15 protein-coding genes are annotated in these 12874 nt (G+C 73.0%); 12 read left to right on the top strand and 3 right to left on the bottom strand.

Translation table 11 applies throughout. From position 1 onward, the window contains the following. The first annotated feature begins 7 nt into the window (after window positions 1-7). From ACFWEE_RS09760 to tsaE, 4 genes are all read left to right on the top strand, one after another. A complete protein-coding gene (locus ACFWEE_RS09760; protein WP_386887981.1) occupies window positions 8-418 on the top strand; it encodes a DUF488 domain-containing protein in 411 nt (136 codons plus the stop codon). A gap of 117 nt (window positions 419-535) precedes the next feature. Beyond that, entirely contained in the window at window positions 536-1675 is a 1140-nt protein-coding gene (gene alr, locus ACFWEE_RS09755; RefSeq protein ID WP_386887979.1) for an alanine racemase, read from the top strand. Window positions 1676-1761: 86 nt separating this feature from the next. After that, window positions 1762-2976 carry an alpha/beta fold hydrolase gene (locus tag ACFWEE_RS09750; RefSeq protein ID WP_386887978.1) on the top strand — a complete coding sequence of 405 codons (1215 nt, stop codon included), beginning with the start codon at window positions 1762-1764 and terminating at the stop codon, window positions 2974-2976. A 1-nt stretch (window position 2977) separates the two neighbouring features. Further along, window positions 2978-3520 carry a tRNA (adenosine(37)-N6)-threonylcarbamoyltransferase complex ATPase subunit type 1 TsaE gene (gene tsaE / locus ACFWEE_RS09745; protein WP_386887976.1) on the top strand — a complete coding sequence of 181 codons (543 nt, stop codon included), beginning with the start codon at window positions 2978-2980 and terminating at the stop codon, window positions 3518-3520. Between the two features lie 175 nt (window positions 3521-3695). Here the strand turns inward: tsaE and ACFWEE_RS09740 are convergent, their stop codons facing one another. Next, complete coding sequence (locus ACFWEE_RS09740) at window positions 3696-3890, bottom strand: hypothetical protein (RefSeq protein ID WP_386887974.1); 195 nt, start codon at window positions 3888-3890, stop codon at window positions 3696-3698. Window positions 3891-3978: 88 nt separating this feature from the next. Then, a complete protein-coding gene (locus ACFWEE_RS09735) occupies window positions 3979-4518 on the bottom strand; it encodes a hypothetical protein (protein ID WP_386888188.1) in 540 nt (179 codons plus the stop codon). Window positions 4519-4722: 204 nt separating this feature from the next. Here ACFWEE_RS09735 and tsaB point away from each other — a divergent pair, with 204 nt between their 5' ends. The 5 genes from tsaB (at window position 4723) to ACFWEE_RS09710 (ending at window position 7863) form a co-directional block, all read left to right on the top strand. Next, complete coding sequence (gene tsaB, locus ACFWEE_RS09730; RefSeq protein WP_386888187.1) at window positions 4723-5373, top strand: tRNA (adenosine(37)-N6)-threonylcarbamoyltransferase complex dimerization subunit type 1 TsaB; 651 nt, start codon at window positions 4723-4725, stop codon at window positions 5371-5373. Beyond that, window positions 5370-5861 carry a ribosomal protein S18-alanine N-acetyltransferase gene (gene rimI / locus ACFWEE_RS09725; protein WP_327176165.1) on the top strand — a complete coding sequence of 164 codons (492 nt, stop codon included), beginning with the start codon at window positions 5370-5372 and terminating at the stop codon, window positions 5859-5861. Before tsaB ends, rimI begins: the two co-directional genes overlap by 4 nt. A 5-nt stretch (window positions 5862-5866) precedes the next feature. Then, the gene (tsaD, locus tag ACFWEE_RS09720) at window positions 5867-6988 is read left to right on the top strand and encodes a tRNA (adenosine(37)-N6)-threonylcarbamoyltransferase complex transferase subunit TsaD (RefSeq protein WP_386887973.1); all 1122 of its coding nucleotides are present in this window, start codon (window positions 5867-5869) and stop codon (window positions 6986-6988) included. After that, complete coding sequence (locus ACFWEE_RS09715; protein ID WP_386887971.1) at window positions 6985-7254, top strand: hypothetical protein; 270 nt, start codon at window positions 6985-6987, stop codon at window positions 7252-7254. Before tsaD ends, ACFWEE_RS09715 begins: the two co-directional genes overlap by 4 nt. A 144-nt stretch (window positions 7255-7398) precedes the next feature. Then, the gene (locus tag ACFWEE_RS09710; RefSeq protein ID WP_386887969.1) at window positions 7399-7863 is read left to right on the top strand and encodes a VOC family protein; all 465 of its coding nucleotides are present in this window, start codon (window positions 7399-7401) and stop codon (window positions 7861-7863) included. 51 nt (window positions 7864-7914) lie between these two features. On the opposite strand, the gene ACFWEE_RS09705 is transcribed toward ACFWEE_RS09710, so the two are convergent. Continuing rightward, entirely contained in the window at window positions 7915-9150 is a 1236-nt protein-coding gene (locus ACFWEE_RS09705; RefSeq protein WP_386887967.1) for an SAM-dependent methyltransferase, read from the bottom strand. A gap of 236 nt (window positions 9151-9386) precedes the next feature. On the opposite strand from ACFWEE_RS09705, the gene ACFWEE_RS09700 reads away from it, so the two are divergent. The 3 genes from ACFWEE_RS09700 (at window position 9387) to groL (ending at window position 12750) form a co-directional block, all read left to right on the top strand. Next, the gene (locus tag ACFWEE_RS09700; protein ID WP_386887965.1) at window positions 9387-10298 is read left to right on the top strand and encodes a polysaccharide deacetylase family protein; all 912 of its coding nucleotides are present in this window, start codon (window positions 9387-9389) and stop codon (window positions 10296-10298) included. A gap of 422 nt (window positions 10299-10720) precedes the next feature. Beyond that, window positions 10721-11029, top strand: a complete 309-nt coding sequence (gene groES, locus ACFWEE_RS09695; protein WP_028439209.1) for a co-chaperone GroES — start codon at window positions 10721-10723, stop codon at window positions 11027-11029. Window positions 11030-11127: 98 nt separating this feature from the next. Continuing rightward, window positions 11128-12750, top strand: coding sequence for a chaperonin GroEL (groL, locus tag ACFWEE_RS09690; RefSeq protein WP_386887963.1), 1623 nt, complete (start codon window positions 11128-11130; stop codon window positions 12748-12750). The last annotated feature ends 124 nt before the right edge of the window (window positions 12751-12874 follow it).

Here is a 12874-nt window from a genome sequence, read left to right as displayed (position 1 = left end):
GGTACGCATGAGCGGTGCGATCGACGGCAGCGGCATCCGGGTCCGCAGGGTCTACGACCCGCCCGAGCCGCGCGCGGACGGCATCCGGGTGCTGGTCGACCGGCTCTGGCCGCGCGGGGTCTCCAAGGAGCGGGCCGCCGTCGACCGGTGGCTGAAGGACATCACCCCCTCGAACGAGCTGCGCGGCTGGTACCACCAGGACCGCTCCGGCGCCCGGCACGACGCGTTCGTCGACCGCTACCGCGCCGAACTCGACGACTCCGCGCACGCCGAGTCGGTCGCCCTCCTGCTGAGCCTGCTGGACGGGGACACCCCGGTGACCCTGCTGACCTCCGTCAAGGACATCGGAGCCAGCCATGTGCCGGTGCTGGCCGAGTACCTGGAGCACGCGCGGGCCCACCGGCCGGACGACGGCTGACGGGGATCGGAGGCCTCCCGTCCGGACCCGGCACGAGCCCGGCGAGAGGAACCGGGCCCCGCGCCGGGCTCCCGGGTGCCGACCTGGGAGGGCCCGCGACCTGAGACACTGGCCGCGATGAACGAGAAAGCGTCCTTGAGAGCCCGGGCCGAGATCGACCTCGCCGCACTCCGCGCCAACGTGCGCGAGCTGCGCGCGCGGGCGGGCGGGGCCCAGCTCATGGCCGTGGTGAAGTCCGACGCCTACGGCCACGGCGCCGTGCCCTGCGCGCGCGCCGCGCTCGAAGCCGGCGCGACCTGGCTCGGCACCGCCACCCCGCAGGAGGCCCTGGCCCTGCGGGCGGCCGGTCTCGGCTCCCGGGTCATGTGCTGGCTGTGGACGCCCGGCGGCCCCTGGCGCGAGGCGATCGAGGCCGACATCGACGTCTCCGTCAGCGGACTGTGGGCGCTGCGCGAGGTCGTCGCCGCCGCCGCGGAGGCGGGCCGGACGGCCCGTATCCACCTGAAGGCCGACACCGGGCTCGGCCGCAACGGCTGCCAGCCCGCGGACTGGCCCGAGCTGGTCGCCGAGGCCCGCACCGCCGAGGAGAGCGGGGCCGTCCGCGTCACCGGCCTCTGGTCCCACTTCGCCTGCGCCGACGAGCCCGGCCACCCCTCGATCGCCGCCCAGCTCACGGTCTTCCGCGACATGGTGGCGTACGCGGAGAAGGCCGGGGTGGAGCCCGAGGTCCGGCACATCGCCAACTCCCCGGCCACCCTGACCGTGCCGGAGTCCCACTTCGACCTGGTGCGCACCGGGATCGCCATGTACGGCATCTCGCCCAGCCCCGAGCTGGGCACCCCCGCCGACTTCGGGCTGCGCCCGGTGATGACGCTCTCGGCCTCGGTCGCCCTGGTCAAGCAGGTCCCCGCCGGACACGGCATCAGCTACGGCCACCACTACACGACCCCGGCCGAGACCACCCTCGCCCTGGTGCCGCTCGGGTACGCCGACGGCATCCCGCGCCACGCCTCCGGGCGCGGCCCGGTGCTGGTCGCGGGCCGGGTGCGGACGGTGGCAGGGCGGGTCGCGATGGACCAGTTCGTCGTGGACCTGGAGGGCGACCGCACCGAACCGGGCGCCGAGGCGGTCCTGTTCGGTCCGGGCGACCGGGGCGAGCCGACCGCCGAGGACTGGGCGGTGGCGGCGGACACCATCGCGTACGAGATCGTCACCCGGATCGGTACGCGGGTCCCCCGGGTACACGTCGGCGCGTGAGCACCTTCGGGAAGTACCCCGTGAGCACCTTCGGGAAGTAACCGCCGACGAGCACGGACCACGACCACGGACGAGGAGCGGGCACGGTGAGCGACAGCAGCGCGGGAGCCGCGGGGGACGTGGTGGCGGCGGCTGCCGCGGCCACGGCGGGCGGATGGCGCAGGGCCGGGGTCGCCGGCGCCGCCATAGGAGTCCTCGCGGCGGGTGCGGCGGCCGGGGTCGCGGTGGAGCGGCTGACGGTCGGCCGGGGCATGCGGAAGAGGGCGCGCCTCGCGCTGGACGCCTCCGGGCCGTACGGCGCGCTCCGCGGCACCCCGGGCCAGGCGGTCGCCGACGACGGCACCGCGCTGTACTACGAGATCGACGAGGCCGAACCGGCGGCCGGCGGGAGCGGCGGCCCCACCGGTCCGCGCAAGCGCCGCCTCTTCGGCCGCAAGGCTCCGGGCCCCGTCACCGTCGTCTTCAGCCACGGCTACTGCCTCGCCCAGGACTCCTGGCACTTCCAGCGGGCGGCGCTGCGCGGGCTGGTCCGTACGGTCCACTGGGACCAGCGCAGCCACGGCCGGTCCGCGCGCGGCAGGTCCCAGGCCGACGGGGTGCCGGTCACCATCGACCAGCTGGGCCGGGACCTGAAGGCGGTCATCGACGCGGCGGCCCCCGAGGGGCGCCTCGTGCTGGTCGGGCACTCGATGGGCGGCATGACGATGATGGCGCTGGCCGACCAGTACCCGGAGCTGGTCCGCGACCGGGTCGCCGCCGCCGCGTTCGTCGGCACCTCCAGCGGACGGCTCGGCGAGGTCAGCTTCGGGCTGCCGGTGGCGGGCGTCAACGCGGTGCGCCGGGTGCTCCCCGGGGTGCTGAGGGCGCTCGGTACGCAGACGGAGCTGGTGGAGCGGGGCCGCCGGGCCACCGCGGACCTCTTCGCGGGCCTGATCAAGCGGTACTCCTTCGGCTCCCGGGACGTGGACCCGGCGGTCGCCCGGTTCGCCGAGCGGCTCATCGAGGCGACCCCCATCGACGTCGTCGCGGAGTTCTATCCGGCGTTCACCGAACACGACAAGAGCGCCGCGCTGCCCGTCTTCCGGGACATGCCGGTGCTGATCCTGGCGGGCGACAAGGACCTGGTCACGCCCAGTTCGCACAGCGAGGCCATCGCCGACGTGCTGCCCGACGCGGAGCTGGTCATCGTCCCGGACGCGGGCCACCTGGTGATGCTGGAACACCCCGAGACGGTGACCGACCGGCTCGCGGACCTGCTGGTGCGGATCGGAGCCGTACCCGCTCCGACTAACGTGGTCTGACATGGAAGCACCGCACAACGGCCAGGCCGCCGAGATCGCGGCGGCCCCGGACGCCGTCACCGTACGTATCGCCGTCGAGTCACCCGAGCAGATGACCGAGCTCGGCCGGGAGCTGGCCGGGCTGCTGGCCCCCGGCGACCTGGTGATGCTCACCGGTGAGCTCGGCGCCGGGAAGACGACCCTGACCCGGGGCCTCGGCGAGGGGCTCGGGGTGCGGGGCGCCGTCACGTCCCCCACCTTCGTGATCGCCCGGGTCCACCCCCCGCTGGGCGACGGCCCCGCCCTGGTCCACGTCGACGCCTACCGCCTGGGCGGCGGGCTCGACGAGATGGAGGACCTGGACCTCGACGTGTCGCTGCCGGACTCGGTGGTGGTCGTGGAGTGGGGCGACGGCAAGGTCGAGGAGCTGTCCGACGACCGGCTCCACGTGGTCATCGACCGCGCAACCGGCGACACCGACGACGAACGGCGCGAGGTGACCCTCGCGGGCGTCGGGGCGCGCTGGGCGGACCTGGGGACCCGGATCGGCGGGCACCCGGCCTGAGCCCGGCTTTCTCCGCGCGCGGGGCGTCTTCCTCCGGGGAGGCGCCCCGCAGGTGTGTCCGGGGGTGAAGGGGAGACGGGTTCCCGGGTGGTTTCCGACAAGCTGTCGGTAAAATGTTGCGCGGACGACCCCGCCCGTGGTGGTATGGGGTGGCGAACTGGTTAGGTATACCTAACTACTCCTCCAGCGGAGCCCAGGAGGCATCCATGCCGACGCCCGAGCGAGAAGTCCGGTACCCGTGCCCCTCCGGGGTGCCGATGAAGGATCTGCTCGCGTCGTGTGCGGCGGCCAGCGCCGTGTCGACCCCGCCGTCCGAGGCGCCCGCGGCGCGCGCGGCGGACGACGCCGAGGCGGCGACGGAGGACGACACCGAGCTCCCGGCCACGGTGCACGGAATCAGGCCGCCCGCGCGGTGCGAAGCGGCCTGAGTTCCGGAAGACCCGGTCGGGGAAGCCCGGCTACCGGACGACGACGACCTTCACGGCGACCGTGGCGAACGACCACATCGCGTCGGCGTCCGCCCGCGTCATCCGCACCCCGCCCGTCTTCAGCGTCGGGTCCGGGGTCGGCAGCGAGCCGTCCTGCGCCGCGCTGAAGCCGATCACCGTGTCGTCCACCTCGGTGAACCGCACCACGTGCTCGATCGGCACACCGTCCGAGCCGGTCACCGAGCCGGTGCGGGAGAAGACCGCGTACGAACCCGGCGTGGGGCTGACGCTGCTCGGCACCACCTTGAACGTCCGCGACGCCTTGCCGTCCTCGCCGACCAGCCACACCCGGCGCTCCTTGAGCGCGTACACGACCCGCAGGCCGCTCCCGGACCCGGCCGGCACCGTGAGCGGGTCGACCTCGGGGGCGGGCTTCTTCGCCGACGGCTTCGCGGACGCGGAGGCGGAAGCGCTCGTCGAGGGGGCGGCCACCGAATCCGGGGCGTTCGCCGACGCCTGGTAAGCGAGGAATGCGACCACGGCGACGGCCGCCGCAGTGAGCCCGGCCACGATTCCCGAGCTGCCCCTTGCCACCTGAGCTCCCCTTTCGCATGCGGTCCGCCGCATGCCGCCTGTCGCATGTCGTACAAGGTTTACGTCGTACTCGTGTATCCCGGGTGACGGTAGCAGCAGCCACGGGGCGGACCGGGACGACGTACGGGCGCGATGCCCCGGTCGCCGGAGCCGTAGGCTGTTTGCGTGCTCTTGCTCGCCATGGATACCGCCACCCCCGCCGTCACCGTCGCCCTCCACGACGGCACCTCCGTCGTCGCGGAGTCCGGCCAGGTGGACGCCCGACGCCACGGGGAGCTGCTGCTCCCCACCGTCGACCGCGTCCTCGCCGAGGCCACAACCACCCTCGACGCCGTGACCGGCATCGTCGTGGGCGTCGGCCCCGGCCCGTACACCGGGCTGCGCGTCGGCCTGGTGACCGCCGCGACCTTCGCCTCCGCCCTCTCCGTCCCCGTGCACGGCCTGTGCACCCTGGACGGACTCGCGTACGCCGCCGGGGAGGAAGCCGGGATCACCGGCCCCTTCGCGGTCGCCACGGACGCCCGCCGCAAGGAGGTCTACTGGGCGCGGTACGCGGACCCCCGCACCCGCACCGGCGGCCCCTCCGTCGACCGGCCCGCCGACATCGCCGAGGAGCTGGCCGGCCTCCCCGTCGTCGGCGCCGGAGCGGCCCTCTACCCCGACTTCTTCCCGGACGCGCGCGGCCCCGAGCACGTCTCGGCCGGGGCGCTCGCCGCGCTCGCCGCCGAACGCCTCACCGCGGGCGAGAAGCTGCTCGACCCGCAGCCGCTCTACCTCCGCAGGCCCGACGCGCAGGTCCCGAAGAACTACAAGGTGGTCACCCCCAAGTGACCGTCCCGACCGCTGAACTGCGCGAGATGCGCTGGTGGGACATCGAACCGGTGCTGGAGCTCGAACACGAGCTCTTCCCCGACGACGCCTGGTCGGCCGGGATGTTCTGGTCCGAGCTCGCCCACGCCCGGGGCCCGCACGCCACCCGGCGCTACGTCGTCGCCGAGGAACCCGCCACCGGGCGGATCGTCGGCTACGCCGGACTCGCCGCCGCGGGTGACCTCGCCGACGTGCAGACCATCGGCGTCACCCGCGACCACTGGGGCGGCGGCCTCGGCTCGGAACTCCTCACCGACCTGCTGAAGCACGCCACCGCCTTCGAATGCGCCACCGTGCTGCTCGAAGTCCGGGTCGACAACACCCGCGCCCAGAAGCTCTACGAACGCTTCGGCTTCGAGCCGATCGGCTTCCGGCGCGGCTACTACCAGCCGGGCAACATCGACGCACTCGTCATGCGCCTCCACGTACAAGGAACAGAGAATGGCTGATGGCAATGGCTGACGAACCGCTCGTACTCGGCATCGAGACCTCCTGCGACGAGACCGGCGTCGGCATCGTGCGCGGCACCACCCTCCTCGCCGACGCCGTCGCGTCCAGCGTGGACACCCACGCCCGGTTCGGCGGAGTCGTCCCCGAGATCGCCTCCCGCGCCCACCTGGAGGCGATGGTCCCCACCATCGAGCGCGCCCTGAAGACGGCCGGGGTCAGCGCCCGGGACCTGGACGGCATCGCCGTCACCGCCGGTCCGGGCCTCGCCGGAGCGCTCCTCGTCGGCGTCTCGGCCGCCAAGGCGTACGCGTACGCGCTGAACAAGCCGCTCTACGGCGTCAACCACCTGGCCTCGCACATCTGCGTCGACCAGCTGGAGCACGGCCCGCTGCCCGAACCGACGATGGCCCTGCTGGTCAGCGGCGGCCACTCCTCGCTGCTGCTCGCCCCCGACATCACCAGCGACGTACGGCCGCTGGGCGCCACCATCGACGACGCGGCGGGCGAGGCCTTCGACAAGATCGCCCGCGTGCTGGACCTCGGCTTCCCCGGCGGCCCGGTCATCGACCGGCTGGCCAAGGAGGGCGACCCCAAAGCCATCGCGTTCCCGCGCGGCCTGACCGGCTCCCGCGACCCCGCGTACGACTTCTCCTTCTCCGGCCTCAAGACCTCGGTCGCCCGCTGGATCGAGGCGAAGCGCGCGGCCGGCGAGGAGGTGCCGGTGCGCGACGTGGCGGCGTCCTTCCAGGAGGCCGTGGTCGACGTGCTGACCCGCAAGGCCGTCCGTGCCTGCAAGGACGAGGGCGTCGACCACCTGATGATCGGCGGAGGCGTCGCGGCCAACTCCCGGCTCCGCGCGCTGGCCCAGGAACGCTGCGAGCGCGCCGGAATCCGGCTCCGGGTACCCCGCCCCGGACTCTGCACCGACAACGGCGCGATGGTCGCGGCCCTCGGCGCCGAGATGGTCGCCCGCAACCGGCCCGCCTCCGACTGGGAGCTGTCCGCCGACTCCTCGCTGCCGGTGACCGACCCGCACGTACCGGGCGCCCAGCACGGCCACGCCCACGATCACGCCCACGATCACGACCACGTGCACGAGATCAGCAAGGACAACCTGTACTCATGACCGTCGCGCTGATGTGGGAGGCCCGCGCCACCGACGGGCGGGGCGCGGAACTGCTGGAGTGGGCCCGCGCCCGGACCGGCGAACTCGCCCGCACCCCGCTCCGGACCGAGCTGCTGCGCGCCCCGCAGGACCGGGTGCTGGTGATCACCTGGTGGCCGGGGGAGTACGGCGACCGGCTGCCGGAGCTCCCCGAGCCCGACGAGCGGCTGATCACCCGCGCGGTGCACCGCTGGCGCTTCGAGTCGCTGGGGCCGGCCGACTCCTGACGGACAAATCTCCTCCGGGGCCGCCGCCGTACGGGCGGCGGCCCCGCGTGTCCGATGAGTTCCGGCCACCCGCCGGGTCTACCTTCCAGAGCCCCGGACCGGTGACCGGGCCCGGGCCGAGCGGGACCCCTGGAGGAGAAGACCATGCAGAAGATCACCCCCTGTCTCTGGTTCGACGGCCGGGCCGCCGAGGCCGCCGACTTCTACGTCTCCGTCTTCGGCGGCGACTCGCGCGTCCTGGAGACCAGCCACTACCCGGAGGGCTCCCCGGGCGAGGCCGGCGCCGTGATGACCGTCCGCTTCCGGCTCGCGGACCAGGAGTACATGGGCCTCAACGGCGGACCCGCCTTCCACTTCACCGAGGCCGTCTCGCTCTCCGTGGACTGCGCGGACCAGGCCGAGGTGGACCGGCTGTGGGCGGCGCTCACCGAGGGCGGCGAGGAGAGCCAGTGCGGCTGGCTCAAGGACAGGTTCGGGCTGTCCTGGCAGATCGTGCCGCGCGCGCTTCCCGACATCCTCGGCGGCCCCGACCGCGACCGCGCCGACCGCGCCATGAAGGCGATGATGGGCATGGGCAAGCTCGACGTGGAGACGCTGCTCAACGCCTGAGGGCCGACCGACGTGTGCTGCTGACACCCCCGGCCCCCGGCGCAGGGCTGATCAGACCGCCGGGCGGAAGGGCCGGCCGACCAGCATGGTCGGGGCACCGGCGACCCGGGTCAGCAGGACCGTCGCGGAGTTCGGCCCCGCGAGCTTCATCCGGCGCCGCACCTCCTCCGGCTCCACCGCGGAACCGCGCTTCTTCACCGTCAGCACCCCCACCTCCCGCTCCCGCAGCAGCGCCTTCAGCCGCTTCATGTTGAACGGCAGCTGGTCGGTGATCTCGTACGCGGAGGTGTACGGGGAGGAGTAGGGCTCGTCGCTGGTGACGTAGGCGATCGTCTCGTCGATCAGCCGCCCGTCGCACCGGGCCACGATGTCGGCGACCAGGCTGGCGCGGATCACGGCGCCGTCCGGCTCGTACAGATAGCGGCCGACCGGGCCCACCGGCGGGGCCGGCAGCGGGGAGCGGGTCGCGAGGGTGGCGCCGGACGGCAGCAGGGTCGCCCGGTAGGAACCGGCCTCGAAGCCCTCGCCGTACCAGAGCACCGCCTCCTTCACGTCCCCGCCGTCCGAGATCCACTCGGCCTCGGCCTCCGGGCCGATCGCCTCGTGCGGGATGCCCGGCGCGATCTTCAGGGCGGCGCGCGGGGCCTTCAGCGCGGCGGCGGTCGCCCAGGAGAGCGGCGGCGAGTACGCCTCCGGGTCGAAGATCCGGCCGCGCCCGCCGCGCCGGGCCGGGTCGACGAAGACCGCGTCGTACCCGGCGGTGTCGACGCCGGTCACGTCGGCGCACCGCACCTCGATCAGTCCGGCGAGGCCGAGCGCCTCGGCGTTGGCGCGGGTCACCTCGGCGGTGAGCGGGTCGCGGTCGACGGCCAGCACCGCGATGCCCGCGCGGGCCAGCGCGATCGCGTCGCCGCCGATGCCGCAGCACAGGTCCGCCACCCGCCGCACCCCGCCCAGCGCCGCGAACCGCCCGGCGCGGTAGGTGGCGACGGATGTACGGGTCGCCTGCTCGACGCCGTCGGGCGTGAAGAACATCCGGTACGCGTCCTCGGCGCCGAACTTCGCCACCGCCCGCTGTCGCAGCCGGGCCTGCCCCAGCGCGGCCGACACCAGGCCCGGCGCGTGGTCGCGGCGCAGCCGGGTGGCGGTGGCCAGCTCGCGCGCCGGGTCGTGGTCCCGCAACTCGTCCAGGAGGGCGGCGCCTTCGGGCGTACGCAGGGCGGCGAAGGAGGCGAGCGGGTCGGCGGGGCCGTCACCGGCGGGCAGAGGTGCGTTCACCCGTCCCATTGTGGGCCAGTGGGCGGCGACGGCTTCCCCGGGCTGCGCGGCCGGGCGTCCCCCGGCTTCCCCGGGTGTGCGCGGCCGGATGTCCCCCGGCTTCCCCGGGTGTGCGTGGCCCCGGCCGGGCTGTGCGCCAGGCGGGGGACGCGGCCGGACGGGCGGCGGTGTCGGGACGGGGGGCCGGGGGCGGGCTGGCAGGATGCGGCGCCATGCAACCAGTACGACAAAAGGAAAAAAGCACAATGAAGCGGCTCGGATCCGGCACGGTCGCGCTGGCGGCCCTGCTGGGCGCCGCCCTCGCCGCCGGTTGCTCCGGCGGCGACCACCCCTCCCACCCGGGCGCGGCGGGTGCGGGCGGCCGGGCGGCGGCCGGAGCGGCCCCGCAGGCGGGACCGGCCGGCGCCCTCGTCTCCTACGCCGAACAGCTGAAGCGGCGCCAGGCGCAGCGGGTCGCCCTCGCGAAGAAGTGGGGGCTGGCCGAGGTCCCGCTGGTGGCCCCCGCGCCGCCCGCCGAGAAGCCGGAGATCACCAGCCGCGAGGGGTTCGAGGTCGACGACGGCGAGGACCTGCCGCAGGTCTTCACGACCGTCCCCACCGATCAGCGGATCGTCTTCCTCACCATCGACGACGGGGCCGAGAAGGACCCCGAGCTGATCCGGATGATGGACGAGCTGAAGATCCCGTACACCGCCTTCCTCAGCGACTACCTCGCGAGCGAGGACTACGGCTACTTCGCCGCGATGCAGAAGAAGGGCGTCACCCTCAACAACCACACCCTCACCCACCCCTATCTGCCCGGGCTCTCCTACGCCGAGCAGAAGAAGGAGATCTGCGACCAGCAGGACCGGATCGAGAAGCACTTCGGCAAGCGGCCGGTGCTCTTCCGGCCGCCGTACGGCAACTACAACCGCGACACCCTCGTCGTCGCCAAGTCCTGCGGGATCAAGGCCGTGCCGCTGTGGGCGGAGGAGGCGTTCCCCGACCACATGGACTGGCGGGAGTGGGACCGGGACCTGCACCCCGGCGACATCGTCCTGACCCACTTCCAGGGGCCCGCGCAGTGGAAGGGGACCATGGCCGACATGGTCCGCAACGTCATGAAGGTCATCACGGAGAAGGGGTACGCGGTAGCCCGGCTGGAGGACTACGTCTGATCCGCGGGCGGGGGCGCGGCGGTGAGGGCGGGGGGCGCACCGGCCGCCCCGGTCAGTACGGGCACCGTCGCCCGGAACGGCGTGTACCGCCGCCGCGTTGTCCCTGCGGGCGCCCGATCGAGACCCGCCCGGCACGGCGTCACGGCGCGCACTCCGGCGCGCGTCCCGGCACGCTCCCCGGGCCGCGTGTCGCCCGGCCGGTCCGTCCCGGCGGGCGTCCCGCGCCACGCACGGGTACGGAATTGGCACTCCGCTTGACCGAGTGCTAATCGCGGTCATAGTCTCGGTGCTGGCACTCCCCCCTGGAGAGTGCCAGCAGTACCGCGCGACAGGGCAGGTCCGGCACCCGCGACGACGGATCCGGCCCGGCGCGACCCCAGACTGTTAAACCCCGTGAGATCTCCGAAGGGGGAGACCGGATCGTGTCGACCACCAGCTCCAAGGTTGCGATCAAGCCGCTCGAGGACCGCATTGTGGTCCAGCCGCTCGACGCCGAGCAGACCACGGCTTCCGGCCTGGTCATTCCGGACACCGCCAAGGAGAAGCCCCAGGAGGGCGTCGTCCTGGCCGTGGGCCCGGGCCGCTTCGAGAACGGCGAGCGCCTTCCGCTCGACGTCAAGACCGGCGATGTCGTCCTGTACAGCAAGTACGGCGGCACCGAGGTGAAGTACAACGGCGAGGAGTACCTCGTCCTCTCGGCCCGCGACGTCCTCGCGATCATCGAGAAGTAATTCACCCACTTTTGCTGTCTGTTCTGCGCCCCTGGCCCCCTGCGACATAACAAGCCGGGTGGCTGGGGGCGCAGTTCGTTCGAGAGGGAAAACAGCCCATGGCGAAGATTCTGAAGTTCGACGAGGACGCCCGTCGCGCCCTTGAGCGCGGCGTCAACAAGCTTGCCGACACGGTCAAGGTGACGATCGGCCCCAAGGGCCGCAACGTCGTCATCGACAAGAAGTTCGGCGCGCCCACCATCACCAACGACGGTGTCACCATCGCGCGCGAGGTCGAGATCGACGACCCGTTCGAGAACCTCGGTGCCCAGCTGGTGAAGGAGGTCGCCACCAAGACCAACGACGTCGCCGGTGACGGCACCACCACCGCCACCGTCCTCGCCCAGGCGCTCGTCCGCGAGGGTCTGCGCAACGTCGCCGCGGGTGCCTCCCCGGCCGCCCTGAAGAAGGGCATCGACGCCGCGGTCAAGGCCGTGTCCGAGGAGCTCCTCGCGACCGCCCGTCCGATCGAGGACAAGTCCGACATCGCCGCCGTGGCCGCGCTCTCCGCGCAGGACCCGCAGGTCGGCGAGCTCATCGCGGACGCGATGGACAAGGTCGGCAAGGACGGCGTCATCACCGTCGAGGAGTCCAACACCTTCGGCCTGGACCTCGAGTTCACCGAGGGCATGGCCTTCGACAAGGGCTACCTGTCCCCGTACATGGTGACCGACCAGGAGCGTATGGAGGCCGTCCTCGACGACCCGTACATCCTGATCCACCAGGGCAAGATCGGCTCGATCCAGGAGCTGCTCCCGCTGCTGGAGAAGGTCATCCAGGCCGGCGGCTCGAAGCCCCTCCTGATCATCGCCGAGGACGTCGAGGGCGAGGCGCTCTCCACCCTCGTCGTCAACAAGATCCGCGGCACCTTCAACGCCGTCGCGGTGAAGGCCCCGGGCTTCGGCGACCGCCGCAAGGCCATGCTCGGCGACATCGCCACCCTCACCGGTGCGACCGTCATCGCCGAGGAGGTCGGCCTCAAGCTCGACCAGGCCGGTCTGGACGTGCTGGGCACCGCCCGCCGCGTGACCGTCTCCAAGGACGACACGACCATCGTCGACGGCGGCGGCGACGCCGGTGACGTCAAGGGCCGCGTCAGCCAGATCAAGGCCGAGATCGAGAACACGGACTCCGACTGGGACCGCGAGAAGCTCCAGGAGCGCCTCGCGAAGCTGGCCGGCGGCGTGTGCGTGATCCGCGTCGGTGCCGCCACCGAGGTCGAGCTCAAGGAGAAGAAGCACCGTCTGGAGGACGCCATCTCCGCGACCCGCGCCGCGGTCGAGGAGGGCATCGTCTCCGGTGGTGGCTCTTCCCTCGTCCACGCCGTCAAGGTCCTGGAGGGCAACCTCGGCAAGACCGGCGACGAGGCCACCGGTGTCGCGGTCGTGCGCCGCGCCGCCGTCGAGCCGCTGCGCTGGATCGCCGAGAACGCCGGCCTCGAGGGTTACGTCATCACCTCGAAGGTCTCGGACCTCGACAAGGGCCAGGGCTTCAACGCCGCCACCGGCGAGTACGGCGACCTGATCAAGGCCGGCGTCATCGACCCGGTCAAGGTCACCCGCTCCGCCCTGGAGAACGCCGCGTCCATCGCGTCGCTGCTGCTCACGACCGAGACCCTGGTCGTCGAGAAGCCGGCCGAGGAAGAGGCCGAGGCCGGTCACGGCCACGGTCACTCCCACTAGTACCGACGCTCACCGGCCCCCGGGCCCGTGAGCCGGGCGAGGCCCGGTGCCCCCGTCGCGGGGGGCCCCGGGCCCGGGGGAGATAAAAAAAAAACAACCCCCCAGAACAAAAGACCGAGGGGTT

Origin of the sequence: Streptomyces sp. NPDC060184 (assembly GCF_042728795.1) — a bacterium.
Taxonomy (GTDB): Bacteria; Actinomycetota; Actinomycetes; order Streptomycetales; family Streptomycetaceae; genus Streptomyces.
Note: the sequence above shows the minus strand (reverse complement) of the source record. Positions and strands in the feature narration are given on the sequence as shown.